The organism is Paraburkholderia sp. Clong3, assembly GCF_050436485.1.
Classification (GTDB): domain Bacteria; phylum Pseudomonadota; class Gammaproteobacteria; order Burkholderiales; family Burkholderiaceae; genus Paraburkholderia; species Paraburkholderia tuberum.
In genome coordinates this window covers 2410757-2425938 of the sequence record NZ_JBNDMH010000003.1, presented here as the reverse complement: position 1 = coordinate 2425938, position 15182 = coordinate 2410757, and the positions used below count along the sequence as shown (strand labels likewise).

The following is a 15182-nucleotide window of genomic DNA, read 5'->3' as shown; positions in this document are numbered from 1 at the left end:
GTCGAGGCCAGGGGCGATGCGAAAAATTACCAAGAATACCAGACCAGGTATCAGATGCGCGTGCCGATCCGTCGAGGCCACCAATTCGCCCGCTCGCCGCCCATCGGATAAGATACGGCCCGCCATGCATTTTTTAGAACGGAAGGAGTGGTTTCAATGATCGAGCCGAGCAACGTTTTCAAGGAAAATCTCGCCAGAATGCCGGCAATCGACGGCATCGCACGCATCGATCTGGTCAACGGCAGCGGTACCGTGGTCGCTAGCATCGAGAACAAACCTGGCAAGCAGGGCTCGCTCGCGGTGTACAACTACCTGCGCGGCGCGTTCGGCACGCTCGACGCGAAGGCGGCCGAACACGGCCTCGCGCTGTTTGCCGAGCATACGGCCGACGCGCGCAACCGTCCGGGCGCGCATCCGAACGTCGATCACCTGCTGGCGATTGCCGCTGGCGGCGAGGCATTGCGCATCGATGTTGTTCCGGCAGCTTGAGGCCGCTCAAAGTCTTTTCCGCGCCGGCAAGGTAGAGGTTTTCCTGCCGCTGCCGCGAATTCCAACGCCCCGGCGACGGGATTTGCGGCCCACCTGCGCTAATTGCTCGGTAAAAACCCTTGTTTTTCCCGAAGCCCCCGGATTGGCTTCAGATTCGGCTTCTGTTCGGTGAATTGAAACGCGTGGGGCGGCGCACACTGGGTTCGTCCCGTCGCGTATATCGCGCTTTTCCGTCAGGAGCCCCGGATGTCTTCCCGTCACAACAAACCCCACCGGTTCGACGCCGACCCGCCGGAACTCACCACCTCGGAACGGGATCAGCCGACGCCGGGTCCGGACGACCGCGCGATGCGCGAACTGCAACGCGGTTCCGAAGCCATCGTGCGTCTGGCCACGCAGGCACACGCGGCCATCGCCCGAAGCGACGAAGCGGGCGCGCAAGCCGCGCGCCAATCGCTCGAAACGCAGCTGACGTTCACGACCGCCCTGATCGATGAACTGCTGTTCGGTGCGCCCGAGCGCTCCACGCTGCATTGACAGCCTACGCGGCAGCATCACCGTATTAACCCGCAGTTCCGGAAACTGACATGAGCGCTTTGACCGTCATTCTTTGCATCTGGGCCATGGTCGCGTTTTGCGCGGTCCTGTTCATCCGCGGCGCGAGTCCGCGCGTCGAGCGTGAGGCGGAGCAGCCGCGTGCTCGTCCGTCGCGCTATTCGATCGCAGAGTAACGCGCACGACCAACGACGCGGAACCAACGGGGTAACATGAGGAGCGCCGGCGCCACTGCCGGCCGGCACCGACGATGTTCCCCACGGAGGTTCCCGTATGGACACACATTCGATTCTCGGCATGCTGCATGCCGAAGAGGCTTTGCTGGTCTCCATCGTGCGGTCGCTGCCCGACGATATCAGGCGCAGGATCGCCAACGACTTTCACGAGCAGGCGCAACTCGCCGAAAGCTCGCATCTGAATCCCACCACGAACCGCGAAACGAGCGACGCGTTCAAGGCCCATGTCCGACGGCTGTCGAACATGCTTGCTTCGTTGTCGTAACCCGGTCGCGCAACGGCGACCCCGACGTCTCGCTCCTGAGCAAGGACTCGACGCGGGCCGTTGCCCGCGTGCCGATACCGGCGTCGGCACCCGCACCGGTCGTGCCCGCTGCGCAAGCTCCCGCGTACACCGTGAGGGAAGCGCCGGTCGAGCGTACATTCGCGGCGGCCGCGCAGAGCATCGGCGTCGATGCGGGCACCACAGCCATTCTGTCGCGCGCGTTTCACGACGAGCTCGATCTGTCGCGCGATCTGCAACCTGGCGACCGCGTGCGCGCCGTATTCGACACCGGTAGCGACAACAGCAAAGACGCATCGCGCGAACCGCTCGCGGTGCGCATCATGCGAGGCTCGACCGCGCACGACGTGTTCCTTCAGAAAAATCTTCACGGCCAACCGGTCTACTACTCGAAAGACGGCGTCAGCCGAGGGCCTGCGTTCGAGCGCTATCCGCTCGACTTCACGCGCGTGTCGTCGGCTTTCTCGTTGCGCCGCTTCGATCCGGTGCTGCGTCGTTGGCAAAGTCATGACGGTGTCGACCTTGCCGCGCCGGTTGGCACGCCCGTGCGTGCCACCGCGCGCGGCGTAATCCGCTTTATCGGCCGTCAGACCGGTTATGGCAACGTGGTCGTCATTCAGAACCCGGCACTGTTTTCTACGACGTTCGCGCATCTGTCGCGCTTCGCGAAAGGACTGCGCTCCGGCAGCCGCGTAATGCGCGATCAGGTGATCGGCTATGTCGGCAAGACCGGTTGGGCAACCGGACCGCATCTGCATTTCGAGGTCCACGTGAACGATGTGCCGCAGGATCCGCTCAAGGTCGACCTGCCGCGGAAGAGGTCGCTTGCCGGCGATGAATTACGGCAGTTCGAGTCGCGTGTCGCGCATTTGACCGCGCTGCTGTAAGCCGCTTGCCGTCTCAACTTTGCGACACGCCGGTCCGCATGATTCAGGCGCGCTTTCGTCGCATGACGTGTCGGCATGTTGACTGGTACGGGTCGCAAACCTTGATCCGTCAATGCGCGTTCGGGTATTCCCGCGCGCGTCGAACGACGTGTACGAGCCAGCACGAAGGCGTCGGGGCATTCCCGCGGCGTCTCATTTCCGATGCATTGCGTGCGATCAGGCCCGCTTCGAAGTGCCCCGGCAGGCATTTCTCCATACGTAGCAAGCCTTCATTCCAGCATGGCATAGCCATTGCAATGACGAATGCACAAGAACTACACATGTTGCAGCCGGGATTTCACGCAGTGAACAAATGCCGACGGCAGCAAAAATCTTCGCGATTCGCGCTCGGGGAGCGTGGCGCAACTTGCGAGGTGGGGCGGGGCCAATTGCAAACGGATGTCGACAAACAACGACGACGCGAGCGGACGTTACGGCTGCATCTAACGTCCGCTCGCGATCGTGACGGCGTGAAGCGATGACCCCGCCATTTTTTTTTCGTGCTCGCGGGTGAAGCCGAATTCGCGGCGGGCCCCGCTAAAGGGCGCTTGCGCGCGGGCCGGCGGGCTGCGAAGATCATGCTAACGACCGCCGCATCAGGGAATTCCATGTTAGCGTCGAGCCCGTTTCCCGCATTGCTGCACCACGCGAGCCTGTGGCTGCAAGCCTACGCGCTCGTCATGGTCATGATGGGCGTCGGTGCGTTGCTCGAGCGTCGCTGGCCGGCCGCATTGCTGCAATCGCGCGCGGGGCAGCGTCTGAACATGGCGTATGCGGGTCTGTATCTGGCGTTGGCGGAAGCCACGAAGCCGCTGACGGCGGCCGCGAGCGTCGCGATCGTCAATGCACTCGGCGGCGGGATGGTGGTGCTGGTGTCGCGCGGGTGGGGCGCGCTCGCTTCGTTCGTGATCGTGCTGCTGACGATCGATTTCCTCGAATACGCGTTTCATCGCTTGCAGCACACATGGCCCATCCTGTGGAAGCTGCATTCGCTGCACCATAGCGCGGTGGATTTCAACGTGACGATCACGTTGCGGCATCATTGGATAGAAGTGCTGCTCAAGGGCTGCCTGCTTTATCCGCTCGTCGGCGTACTGTTCAAGGTCGAGCCGTGGATCGTCGGTGCGACCTCGATCGTGTTCATGTTCGGCAACTATTTCGCGCATCTGAATCTGCGCATGGACTTGGGCCGCTACGTCACGTGGGTCAACAATCCGCAGTATCACCGGCTGCATCACTCGATTCGCGCCGAGCATCTCAATCACAACTTCACGCAGCTATTGCCGATGTGGGATCACGTGTTCGGCACGCGTTGGGTGCCCGCGAAACACGAGTGGCCCGCCACCGGTCTCGACGATGGTACGCAGCCGAGCTCGCTGCTCGGCGCGTTCAGCTGGCCATTGGGTCAGCATGCGGCACGCGATGCGTTACCCGTTCGCAAGCCGCTTGCCGTGCTCGACAAGAAAGCGAAATAACGCTGGCTACGCGGGTTGCGCGGCGCGCACCGCCTTGCCGTCCAGCAGCGACACGATCAGCGTGGCCATCACGAGCACGCCCAGCGCCGCGCGCAGGCCGAGCACGCCGGCACCGAAACCGATCAGCGGCGGCCCGACCAGAAAGCCCGCATAGCCGAACGTGGCCGCCATCGACACGCCGATCGCCGGCGTCGCGCTCGAGCGACCCGCCGCGCTGAAAATCACCGGAACGATATTCGCGAGACCGATGCCGACCATCGCGAAGCCGACGCACGCGCTCAGCACCGTCGACAGGCTCAGCACGAGCGCGAGTCCGGCGAGCGCGATCAGACCGCCGAGCGCGACGACCTTGCTCGAACCGAAGCGCCGCACCGATGCGTCGCCGGCGATCCGGCAGGCCGCCATCGAAAACGCGAACGCGGAGTAGCCGATCGCGGCGACGCTCGCTTCCTGGTTCAATGTGGAGCGCAGGTACACCGCGCTCCAGTCGGCCACCGCGCCTTCGACGAGCATGCACATGAACGCGAGCAGCGCCAGTTTCATCACGCTGCTGTCGGGCCATGCGAAGCCGCTCGACGCGGCGGCCGCGCGCGGACCGATATCGCGCAACGCAAACGACGCGGCGAAAATGATCAGGGCCGCGATGAACAGATCAGGCGCGAACAGCCCGCCCACGACGCCGACGCCGCTTTTCTGCAACATCGCGCCGCTCGCCGCGCCAAGCAGGCCGCCCGCGCTCCACGCGGCATGAAACGACGACATGATCGGCGCGCGCCAGCGTGTTTCGATCGCGCTCGCATGTCCGTTCATCGACACGTCGAGCGCGCCGTTCGACGCGCCAAGCGCAAACAGCACCACGCACAACGTCAGCATGCCCGGCGCGAGTGCGGGCAACGGCAGCGCGATCGCGAATGCCGCGCCGAGCAGCGCGGTGGCGCGGCCGCTGCCGACGCGCGGCGCGAGCTGTCCCGCGAGCGGCATCGCAACGATGGCGCCGAGCGCGAAGCAGAACAGCGCGATGCCGAGCGAGGTGTCGCTGAGCGCCAGGCTTTCCTTGATGCGCGGCACCTCGACCGCCCATGCGCCGATGCCGAAACCGTTGGCGAGAAAGACGGCGAGCGTCGCGATGCGTTCCCTGACGAGTGAGTTCATGGGCGTGCCGTCATCACGTTATCGCAGACGGCCTGGAGGCTCGCGACACGCGCGTGCGGCACGTCCGCTTCGACGAACAGATAATCGACGGCCGAAACAGGCGCTACCGCGAACGGCGCCGCTGTCATGAGCTTTTCCGAAGTCAGTGCGATGGCGATCTGGCTACTCGCTTTGACCATCGCGCGTTTCAATTCGGCGTCCTCTGCGTCGAATACGGCGACGCCTTCGTCGGGGTCGAAGGCGCAGGCGCCGAGAAAACAGAGATCCGCGCGGATCTGTTGGATCTGCAGCAGCGCGGTCGCGCCGAGCGAGCCCGCCGCGCCGCCGGCGATGCGGCCGCCGATCAGGATCACGTCGATACCGGGGCGGTTCAGCAGCCGCGCGCAGGCCTCGGGCGAATTCGTGACGACGCTCAGGCCGGCGTTGTCGGGCAGCGCCGCCGCGATCGCGACGTTCGTCGTGCCTGCGTCGAGCAGCACGATCTGCTTCGGACGAACGATCGATACGGCCGCCGCGGCAAGGCGTGCCTTGCGATCGACGGCCTCATGCATGCGCAGCGCCGCGGGTTTGTCGGCGGGCGACATCAGTAGCGCACCGCCGTACACGCGCTTGCAGTGCCCCTGATCCGCGAGATCGCGCAGATGACGGCGCACGGTGTGCTCGGAGATCTGCAGCTCGGCGGCCAGCTCGGCCGCGAGCACGCGACCATGCGTGCGCAATCGCTCCAGAATCAGTGCTTCGCGCTGCTCGGGCAGTAGCCCGTTGATTGCATCTTCCCGGGTTCGCTGCATGGATCTCGTCTCCGTTTCGGCGTGAATCGATCATAATCGAGCAAAATATATCGTAAACGCTCGTGAGGCACAAGCGGTGCGCCCCGGCTCGTCTTGATCTCACGCGACGCCGTTCGGTTCGGGTGGTGAGTCACGGCCGAAAACCAGCCGGTCGAGCAGCCACACCGCGACGAGCGTTGCGCCCATCAGCGGGAAAACGACGCCGAGAAGCGCGAGGCCGGTTTTCCAGCCACGCATCGGCGGCGCGGCGCGCTCGCGCGACGGCGCGCCGAGCGAGCGTTGCGGCCGACGTTTCCACCACATCACGAAGCCGGTCACAGCGAGCGCGCCAAGGCCGAGCGAAATGGCCGCGCACAGTATCTGATTCGCGACGCCGAAGTAGCGACCCATATGCAGCGAGGTGCCGTACGACACGGCCTTCGCGATCGCGCCGTAATCGCCGTAGCGAATGTCCTTCAGGATCGCGCCGCTGTATTGGTCGACGTACAGCGTGCGTTCGTCTTTGGGATTCGCGGGGAACCAGGAGAGCGTGTAGACGCCGGCTGCGGAGTTCGGCAGCACGATGCGGTAGCCGTCCGCGATACCGAGCGACGCGGCGAGCGCGACGATATGCCCGAGCGACAGAGGCTGCGCCGCGTCGGTGGCCGCGGAAGAGGGCACGCTCGCGTTGCCCGCGGCCCACGGCGTCAGCGGCAACGGCAGGTCGTCCATGACCATGCCGGGCATCGAGCCCATGTCGGCGCGCGTGGCATGCGCGAGCGTGGCGCTCGCGTGGTCCGGGTGGTCCGAGGGCGTTCCCGGCACGATGGAGCGCAACGGCAAACCGCCCCACGCGCCCGGCGGAGCGCCAAGCTGCGTCGCGGTCGCGAACGCCTTGAACTGCTTGCCCCACGAGCCGGTCCACGGCAGCCCCGTCAATACGAACGCAAGTGCGCCAAGGGCGAGCCAGATGCCGATCACCGCGTGAAGACTTTTCCATAGCGGACGTCCTTTCAGCGCCAGGCGCGGCAGCAGCACAGCGCGCGTGGTCGTTTTGCCGCGCGGCCACCATAGTGCGACGCCGGTGCCGATCATCACGAGCGTCCAGCATGCGGCCAGTTCCATCAGCAGTTCGCCGGGCTTGCCGAGCAGCAGCTTGCGATGAAGCATGCGATCCACCTGCATCAAGCGATGCTCGACGCTCAGCGTGCCCAGCACCTCGCCGCTATACGGATTCAGATAGACGCTCTGCTGCGTGCCGTCGGCGAGACGAAATACGAATTCGGCGCTGCGTTGCGGATCGCGCGTGATCACCGCGGTCGTCGCGATCGAGCCGGGCGGCATCGCCGCGCGCGCTTTCGCGAGCAGCGCGTTGTCGGCCAGCCTCGGCACGGCTTGCGGTGCGACGACCAGTTGCTGTCGATAAAGCAGCGGCTCGATCTGCGGCTGGAAGCAATACAGCGTGCCGGTGATGGCGAGCACCAGTAGAAAAGGCATCACGAAGAGGCCCGCGTAAAAGTGCCAGCGCCACAGGGTTCGATAGCCTGGATGTGTCGGGCCGCTCGCGGCGGCGGTTGTACCGTTCTGCGCGCGCACGCGTTCGGCGGTTCGAGTCGTGGACATGAAATCCTCGTCGGGCAAATGGGTCGATGGTTCGTGTGCGACAAGCGGTTTGCCGCGTCTTGCGTCAGGCCTAGATATGCAGCTTCGCTTCGACATAAAACGTGCGGCCCGGATACGGGTGGTAGACGAAGTAGCGCGCGTCGAACAGGTTGTCGACGCCGATGCCGAGTTCGCTGAGCTTCGTCGGCTTGAACGTGAACTTCGCGTCGGCGACCGTGTAGGTGCTGGTGCCGCCGAACACGTTGGGGTTCGTGTCGGTATTCGTCAGCGTGTTGTATTGACGACCCGAGTAACGCGCAGCGAGCGTCAGCGCCGCGCGCGCGTCGAAGTGATACGTCGCGGCAAGATTCGCGCGCCACAGCGGAATGCGGTAGAAGTACTTGCCGACCGAGGCCGGATTCCGTGCGTTCTCGAGGATCTTCGACTGCGTGTACGCGACGCTCGCGAGCAGATCGAGCCCGCGCACGAACACGTCCTCGCCCGAATAGCTCGCTTCGACGCCGCGCGAGCGAACCTTGCCGATGTTCTGGAAGTTCGTCACGTTCGGAATCACGGTGGTGTCGGTCTGACTGAAGATCGTGTTCTTCACGTCGTCCTGAAACAGCGAGAAGCGGAACACGCCATTCCAATGCGCCCATTCGGCGCTCAGCTCTTTCGACAGATCGTCTTCGGGCTGCAAATATGGATTGTTGTTGACGATCGCGGAGCCGTTGATTTGCCCCTGGAACAGTTCGCTCGCGGTCGGAAAGCGATACGCGCGAGCGATCGACGCGCGCAAAGTCAGCTCGTCGCTGACATCGAACGATAACGACGCCTTCGGCGAAAGGTGGCGCTGGCTGGCATCGCTGTACGCGATCGTCGCGCCGGGCAGCGACTGTGCGCCATCGTAGGCTTGCCAGTCTTCATAGCGCGCGCCGTAGACGAGCTTCCAGCGCGGCAGAAAGCGCCACGCGTCCTGCGCATAAAGAGCTTGCGTCTGCGTCTTGCCGGTGAACGCGTTGGCGAACGAGGTCGCGTCGCCGTCGCGCCAGTTCAGCGTGTTGTAGGTCTGGTTGTCGACGAAGTAGTTGTCGTAGTGGTAGCCGACGCTCAGTGCGTGATTGGCCAGTCCTGGCTGGTTCGTCGCAGGCGTATAGGTGCCGCGCAGGTCCAGCGTCTTCCAGCCGGTGCCGTCGTTGAACAGCACGGTGCCGGGGCCATTGCCCGGGCCGCCGGCATTCGCGGTGCGTGCGACGCCATTGCCGATGTCGTAATACGAGGCGATCGCCTCGCCGTTCCAGCCGGTCGCGTTGCGCGTTTTCAGCGACACGCCGTAGAGCCAGTTCTCGCTGTGCCCGACACCCGGCGCAAACGCGGCCGCCGGAATCGTGTAGTGGTAACCGTTGATCGATACGTTGCCGCTGTACACAGGGTTGCCGGCCGCGTCGCGCAGGAACGTCGATGTTTCGCTGTTGTACGTCTGGTGCCAGTAGCCGAGCGTGAAGCCGCCCTGCAGCGTCGGCGTGAAGTCGTACTGCATCTTCAGCTTGAACTGGTCCTGCACCGTGTGCTCGATGCCTTCGCCGTTCACACCGAGCACGGCCGTCGGCGCATTGGTCTGGTTGTTGTAGAAATAGGCGCCGGTGACGGGCGTGTCGCCGGCCTTGGCGGGCGTGGTCGATTTAGCGAGTGTTGCGAATTGCAGCGGCTGACTCGTGTTCTCGAGATGATTGACGCCGAGCCGGTACGAGAACTTGCCGATGCTATCGCCGATCGACGCGCTCGCTTCGCCGCCGTTGAAGCTCTGGTTCACGCCGAACAGGCTGAAGTGCTGCGTGAATGCCTTCACGTCGGCGTTGGCCTCGAACTGCTTTGGCATGCGCGTGCTGATCAGCACGGTCGCGCCGAGCGAATTGCCCGGATACAGCGCGGAAAACGGCCCGTAGATTACGTCGACCTGCTGGATTTCGTCGGGATACACCATCGACCAGCGCGGCGGAAACGAATAGCTATTGCCGAGCAGGTTGCTCAGCAGCAAGCCGTCCGCATAGACGAGGCCGCGCGCGCTCTGCGTATTGCCGGTGCCGCGCACCGCGATGATCGAATTCAGATCGCCGATAAAGCGCTTGCGTACCGCCAGGTTCGGCATGTACTTGAGCACGTCCTCGGTGTTGACGACGTTCCAGTTCGCGAACTGATCGCGCGTCACGGTTTCGACGGAGGCGGGCAGGTTCGGGTCGACGGCGCGCGGTGCGGCGCTCGCGCTTGCGCTCGCACTGACGCTGACGGCGGGCAGCGTCGCGTCGGTGTTTGCGTCGGCGGCCTGCGTGGGTGTTGCGACGAAAGCCGGCACGAAGGCAGGCATGAGCGCGGGCCAAAGAACGGAACGACGAACCGCGCGATGAGCGGAAAAGACAGCGTCACGACGGACGCAATAAGAGAGCCTTCGCAGCGCGAAGTTGAACATGAGCGTTTCCTCGATGCATTGAACAGGCGATCGCAGGCCTCGTCGATGTAGGCGACGAAGGCGCGATCAGAACCGGTAGCGATCAGGAAACGGCAGGTGGGGCGCGCGGACGTCCCGACGGGAAGGCGCCAAGCGGGGTGAAGCGGGTGGACAGCGTGGGCGGCGCGGTGCCGGCCAGCGGCAGCGCGGCCGGCGGCTCGACGGCGGCGAGCGTCGGCATCGCGACGTGATGTTCGAGCAGATGACAGTAGCCGCAGGCGCCGAATGCATCGTCGTGGCTCAGATGCACGGGCGCGGGGCTGGATTGAGCGACGACGCTCGCATCGCTCACATTGCTTGCACCAGCCGGATGAAGCGCCGAACATAGCGCGGCAATCGGCTCGTGGGCGCGGCCCGATTCGAGCAACTGACTCACGAGCGGCGCGAACACGACGAGCCACATGGCGACGAGGCCAAGCCATGCGGTCAGGTGGTTGCGCGAGTGTCGAGTCATGATCGTCGAAGAAAAGACGGGCGCGATTCTAGCATCACCGCGCGATCCTTTCATTCGCAATGACGGCCTGAGCTTCGTGAGCTTGCAGAAGGGGCAGGGCCAGGACGAAGCGCGCAATGCGCCGGTACACGCTGCGCCTGTTCCGGCGCGCGCCGGGCGAGGACTGGGCGAGCTCCGTCGAGCGCGTGCGGCAGGCGTGCGTCGAGCGATTCGGCGGCGCGCTATGACGCCTCTGTGAGCTGCATGTGATACAGGCCCCACGGCGACAATTCGAAGCGGTCCTTCAGTGGCTTGGCCGCGAGTTCGGGAATCTGATCGGCGTCGTAGATCGCCCATAACGGCCCCACGCCGCCGAGCGTCAGCGGCTTGCCGTCCATTTGTGTCGCGACGATGAAGTGATACTCGCGTACCTTGTCGAGCGTCGTCAACACCGCGTAGCCATCGACCGCATGCATGACGATTTGCGTGCTGCCCGCGTCGGGCGCGCCGACGTTTGCGAGCACGTCGGTGAGCAGCGGACCGCTAAACGTATGCGGGTGCGCATCGTATTCGATCGTCGGATGGATCGTCACGGTCTTCATGCTGGCGAGCCACGGCAGATCGACGCCGTACGCTTGCGAAAACTTCACCTGATGCTTCGCCAGCAGTTGATCGAGAGCCGGATTGAGCGCGCCGCGATTGCTGTGCCTGATCGCGCCGGAGATCGTCAGGAGGACTGGAGACGGCCCGCATTCGGCGTGCTCACGCTTCGCGCCGAATGCGGGCGCGATCGCCGCGCCCAGTGCCGCGGCGCTGGTCAGGAACTGGCGTTTGTTCATTACGTTTTCTCCGGGTGTCGTCGAGGCGCCGCGTGGTGAGGTGCGCGCTCTTCTATTGTCGGAGAATTGTCGCCGCAGGTGATACGGCGATGCTTCATTAACGCGTCATTCGCTATGCTATTTCCGCTTGCGGTTCGTGCCGGAACTGGCACGGTTCCTTGCGCGGCGGTCCAATGCGGTGCGCGTCTTCGCAGGCTTATGACGAAGTCCTTTTCCAATGCCCATGGACGCACGAACCAGGCGCAACGCAAGAAGCCTCGCGTACATCGGGGAAATCATACTCGACGTCAACTCTTTGTCGCCCTGATCAATGGAAGTGCTCAGTTCGCGCCGATACTGACGGTGCGCGTCACATCGACGACCGACAGCCGGATCGCGTCGATCAATGCGCGCGCGGCCGGTGACGGCGTGCCCGCCGCGCGCATCGTCAGGCCGATCTCGCGCCGCGTATTGTGCAGCGGTACATCGAGCACCACCAGTTGCCCGGACTGAATCTCGTGATGCAGCTGCTGCGCCGACAAGGCCGCCGCCATGTCGGTACCGAGCAGCAGGCCGCGAATCACCGCGAGGTCGGCGGTCTCGACGGTCGGCAGAGGCGGCTTCACCTTCATCCGCTTGAATTGCGTTTCGAACAGCGCACGCGCCGGCGCGTTGCTGCGCGGCAGAATCCACTGCGCGTCGCGCAGACCCATGATGGTCAGATCGTGCGCGTGAGTCAGCGGATGACCGCGGCGCACCAGCACCACCATGTCTTCCGACATCAGCCGCTCGTTTTTCAGGCCGCTCGTCGCGTCGTTGTCGCGCAGCGCGCCGAGAATGAAATCGATGTCGCCCGCTCGCAGACCGGCCACGAGCGTCTCGTATGCGCTTTCGTCGGTGACCACGCGCACGCCCGGATTCTCCGAGGTCATTCGCGCGATCGCCTTCGGCAGGATCAGCGTGCGCCCGAGCGGCAACGCGCCGACTGTCACCGAGCCCTGAATCTTGCCGTGCAATGCGGCGATATCGTCGGGGACGTGGCGCAGTTCGTTCAGCGCGCGGCGTACGTGAAGCAGGAACGTTTCGCCCTCGGCCGTCAGCAGAATGCCGCGCGGGCTGCGGTGAAACAGACTCAGTCCCGAGCCGCTTTCGAGTACCCGGATCGCGGTACTCACCGCGGGCTGGCTGATGCCGAAGGTTTTTGCCGCGCTCGGCATATGCCGATGCCGAGCGAGCGCCGCGAATAGTTGCAACCGCCGCGTGTTGAGCAGGTACGCGGGCAATGCGCCTGCCGCGACGGGCCGGCGGCGCGTCTGTCGCGCGGTGCACCATCGGGCGAGTTCTTCGAGTTCGGCGAAGATCCGCTCGCAGCGATGCAGCACCGCGCGGCCGACCGGAGTGGGCAGCATGCCCGAAGGACCGCGATCGAACAGCGGTTCGCCGAGCGCCGACTCGAGCTCCTGCACGGAGCGCGTGACCGCCGACTGCGCGCGAAACAACGCGGCCGCCGCGCGCGTCGCGCTGCCCATCTCGGCGACGAGCCGGAATGCGCGCAGTTGCGCGAGATTGAGCAGGTCCTTGCTGCTGACCGACAGCGGCGCTTTGGCGCTCGCCTGGCTGGTTGCGGCGGAAAGCGTGTCGTTGCTCATGCCGCGCCCGCGATCAGATGCAACGACGGCAGCGACAGATTCAGACTTTCCTTCGAGATATGCGTGTGCTCCTTCATCAACGCCTCGACGCGCGCGCCTTCGCCTTTTTTCAGCGCGTCGACGATCGCGTGATGCTGGCGATGCGCGTACATCAGCATCATGAATTGACGCTCGCGCGCGGATTCGTCGAACGCGATCGTGAACGGCGACACGAACGGCACCTTGTCGTTCAGACTGAGCGCGGCCGTGACCGCCTGGTTCTGCGCCGCGTCGACGATCAGCGCATGAAAGCGGCCGTTCATCTGCGCGTAGCGCACGTCGTTTTCGGCGACCATTGCGCAAGCTGCGCTTCGACGAGCCGCTGCCCCGGCGACAGTTCGCCCGACAGGATCTTCTCGCGTAAGGTCTGCACAATCGCTTGCTGGGTGGTCTCGTTCATCGTTTCGTCGCTCGTCGGAAGCAGCGCAGTATAGCCACGCGTGCAGCACCGCTCCAAGCCTTAAAAATGTGCGTTGCGAGTTGTTTTCCGGGCCATCTGTTTTATTTATCGCGTGACGAGATGCCACGGCGTCGGGGAAGGCTTGCCTCACGGGCTTGGGATACCGAGGGGGGCCCTGCGCGGCGTGGGTCGGGGTGCGCTTCATCCGCGCTCCGGCCGCGCAAATGCCGGGCTTTTACTCGTCAACCCGGCGCTGCCTGAGGTATACCCGTGCTTCCCGTATCGCGACACAATTTCTATCTTTGTATCCCAAGACGGTCGTGGTGACTAGCGCGGTAAACCTGGCGACCTATCCGATTGGCAGCAGCACGAAGTGACGGAAGAGAACGAATATGGCAAGAATCATTGGTGGTATCGGCACCTCCCATGTACCCGCGATCGGGTTGGCGTATGACAAGGGCAAGCAGAACGAACCGGCATGGGCGCCGATGTTCAAGGGTTATGAACCGGTGGCGCAGTGGCTGGCCGAGCAGAAGCCCGACGTGATGGTGATGTTCTACAACGACCACGCGAACAGCTTCTTCTTCGACTGCTATCCCACGTTCGCGCTTGGCGTGTCGCCCAACCACGAATTCGCCGATGAAGGCGCCGGCAAGCGTCCGCTGCCCGACATCGCCGGTCATCCGGATCTCGCGATCCATATCGTCGAGCAACTGGTCGCCGACGAATTCGATCTGACCGTCTTCCAGGACCGCCCGCTCGATCACGGCGTCAATTCGCCGCTGTCGCTGATGCTGCCGCATCAGGGCGGCTGGCCGCTGTCGCTGGTGCCGCTCGAAGTCAACGTGCTGCAGTATCCGCTGCCCACCGCGAATCGCTGCTACCGGCTCGGCCAGGCACTGCGTCGCGCGATCGAATCGTTCGAGCAGGATCTGAAGGTCGTGGTGGTCGGCACGGGCGGGCTGTCGCACCAGGTGCATGGCGAACGCAGCGGCTTCAACAACACCGAATGGGACATGGAGTTCCTCGACCTGATCGTCAGCGATCCGGAGCGTCTTGCCGCGATGAAGCACGTCGATTACGTGCGCCTCGGCGGCGCGGAAAGCGTCGAGACGATCATGTGGCTCGCGATGCGCGGCGCGCTGGGTCAGAAGGTCCGCGAACTGCATCGCAGCTACTACCTGGCGACCAGCACCGCGATGGCCATGACGATCTACGAAGAAGAGGTGGCGTAATGAATCCGCAACTGGTTGGCGTCGAAGAACTGACCGGCACGTATCCGTTCGATATCCGCCAGAGCATGAAGGCGATGCGCCTGAACCGCTTTTTCTGGCAGATGCGCGAAGCGTCGGCGCGCGCGCTGTGGCTCGAAAACCGCACCGCCTCATACGATGCGGCCGGCCTGACGCCGGAAGAACGCACGCTGGTCGACAACACCGACTGGATCGGTCTGATCCGTTATGGGGTGTCTTTCTTCGTGCTCGAGAAGTTCGCGCGTGTAGTGAAGATCACCAATCTCGGCGTGTACGCGAGCATGCGCGGCGAAACGCTCGAAGCGTTTCTGAAGACTCGTCAGGTACCCGACGCCGTTTAAAGGCCGCGCATCAAGGCGCGCATCAAGGCAGCACTGTCCGCTGGGCAATCCGATTTGACGCCCCCGCCAAGCCCCGCGACACGGCGATACTCGAACTCCGCGAGTTTTCCCGCCGGCTGGTCCGCGAACTCGGCTTCATGCGCACGACCATCGCCGACAGCGATCTGGCGCCATCGGCCGTGCATGCGGTGATCGAGATCGGCATGTCGCCGGGCATCAGCGCCAAAGATCTGGCGACCATCCTGCGGCTCGACG

16 protein-coding genes and 2 pseudogenes are annotated in these 15182 nt (G+C 64.3%); 9 read left to right on the top strand and 9 right to left on the bottom strand.

The genetic code is table 11. The features are described 5' to 3' along the window. Positions 1-156 precede the first annotated feature (156 nt). The 6 genes and pseudogenes from OKW30_RS34435 to OKW30_RS34410 all read left to right on the top strand — a co-directional run. Positions 157-489, top strand: coding sequence for a DUF2322 family protein (locus OKW30_RS34435; RefSeq protein WP_184064378.1), 333 nt, complete (start codon positions 157-159; stop codon positions 487-489). A 246-nt stretch (positions 490-735) separates the two neighbouring features. Further along, positions 736-1026, top strand: a complete 291-nt coding sequence (locus OKW30_RS34430) for a hypothetical protein (RefSeq protein WP_429348840.1) — start codon at positions 736-738, stop codon at positions 1024-1026. A gap of 50 nt (positions 1027-1076) precedes the next feature. Then, positions 1077-1220, top strand: a complete 144-nt coding sequence (locus tag OKW30_RS34425; RefSeq protein ID WP_167368704.1) for a hypothetical protein — start codon at positions 1077-1079, stop codon at positions 1218-1220. Between the two features lie 97 nt (positions 1221-1317). Beyond that, positions 1318-1545, top strand: coding sequence for a hypothetical protein (locus OKW30_RS34420; protein WP_018423381.1), 228 nt, complete (start codon positions 1318-1320; stop codon positions 1543-1545). A 101-nt stretch (positions 1546-1646) separates the two neighbouring features. Beyond that, positions 1647-2450 carry a M23 family metallopeptidase gene (locus OKW30_RS34415; RefSeq protein ID WP_429348839.1) on the top strand — a complete coding sequence of 268 codons (804 nt, stop codon included), beginning with the start codon at positions 1647-1649 and terminating at the stop codon, positions 2448-2450. Positions 2451-3067: 617 nt separating this feature from the next. Further along, positions 3068-3787 (top strand): annotated as a pseudogene (locus tag OKW30_RS34410) (sterol desaturase family protein); the annotation flags it as partial. Between the two features lie 183 nt (positions 3788-3970). Here OKW30_RS34410 and OKW30_RS34405 read toward each other — a convergent pair. From OKW30_RS34405 to OKW30_RS34365, 9 genes are all read right to left on the bottom strand, one after another. Further along, on the bottom strand, positions 3971-5116 hold the full coding sequence (locus tag OKW30_RS34405; protein ID WP_429348838.1) for an MFS transporter: 1146 nt from the start codon (positions 5114-5116) through the stop codon (positions 3971-3973). Continuing rightward, the gene (locus OKW30_RS34400) at positions 5113-5907 is read right to left on the bottom strand and encodes a DeoR/GlpR family DNA-binding transcription regulator (protein WP_184062975.1); all 795 of its coding nucleotides are present in this window, start codon (positions 5905-5907) and stop codon (positions 5113-5115) included. Before OKW30_RS34400 ends, OKW30_RS34405 begins: the two co-directional genes overlap by 4 nt. A 99-nt stretch (positions 5908-6006) precedes the next feature. Next, complete coding sequence (locus OKW30_RS34395) at positions 6007-7509, bottom strand: PepSY-associated TM helix domain-containing protein (RefSeq protein ID WP_429348837.1); 1503 nt, start codon at positions 7507-7509, stop codon at positions 6007-6009. 70 nt (positions 7510-7579) lie between these two features. After that, positions 7580-9853, bottom strand: coding sequence for a TonB-dependent receptor (locus OKW30_RS34390; RefSeq protein ID WP_429348836.1), 2274 nt, complete (start codon positions 9851-9853; stop codon positions 7580-7582). Between the two features lie 184 nt (positions 9854-10037). Further along, positions 10038-10448 carry a DUF2946 domain-containing protein gene (locus tag OKW30_RS34385; protein ID WP_429348835.1) on the bottom strand — a complete coding sequence of 137 codons (411 nt, stop codon included), beginning with the start codon at positions 10446-10448 and terminating at the stop codon, positions 10038-10040. A 221-nt stretch (positions 10449-10669) separates the two neighbouring features. Next, a complete protein-coding gene (locus OKW30_RS34380) occupies positions 10670-11266 on the bottom strand; it encodes a molybdopterin-dependent oxidoreductase (RefSeq protein ID WP_429348834.1) in 597 nt (198 codons plus the stop codon). 320 nt (positions 11267-11586) lie between these two features. Further along, entirely contained in the window at positions 11587-12894 is a 1308-nt protein-coding gene (locus OKW30_RS34375; protein ID WP_184062966.1) for a LysR family transcriptional regulator, read from the bottom strand. Then, the gene (locus OKW30_RS34370) at positions 12891-13229 is read right to left on the bottom strand and encodes an FCD domain-containing protein (protein ID WP_429348833.1); all 339 of its coding nucleotides are present in this window, start codon (positions 13227-13229) and stop codon (positions 12891-12893) included. Before OKW30_RS34370 ends, OKW30_RS34375 begins: the two co-directional genes overlap by 4 nt. Then, complete coding sequence (locus tag OKW30_RS34365; RefSeq protein WP_262421310.1) at positions 13193-13333, bottom strand: GntR family transcriptional regulator; 141 nt, start codon at positions 13331-13333, stop codon at positions 13193-13195. Before OKW30_RS34365 ends, OKW30_RS34370 begins: the two co-directional genes overlap by 37 nt. Before the next feature lie 392 nt (positions 13334-13725). On the opposite strand from OKW30_RS34365, the gene OKW30_RS34360 reads away from it, so the two are divergent. The 3 genes and pseudogenes from OKW30_RS34360 to OKW30_RS34350 form a co-directional block, all read left to right on the top strand. Continuing rightward, the gene (locus OKW30_RS34360; RefSeq protein ID WP_429348832.1) at positions 13726-14568 is read left to right on the top strand and encodes a gallate dioxygenase; all 843 of its coding nucleotides are present in this window, start codon (positions 13726-13728) and stop codon (positions 14566-14568) included. After that, entirely contained in the window at positions 14568-14927 is a 360-nt protein-coding gene (locus OKW30_RS34355; protein WP_090806862.1) for a protocatechuate 3,4-dioxygenase, read from the top strand. Before OKW30_RS34360 ends, OKW30_RS34355 begins: the two co-directional genes overlap by 1 nt. 47 nt (positions 14928-14974) lie before the next feature. Beyond that, positions 14975-15181 (top strand): annotated as a pseudogene (locus tag OKW30_RS34350) (MarR family transcriptional regulator); the annotation flags it as partial. Between the last annotated feature and the right edge of the window lies 1 nt (position 15182).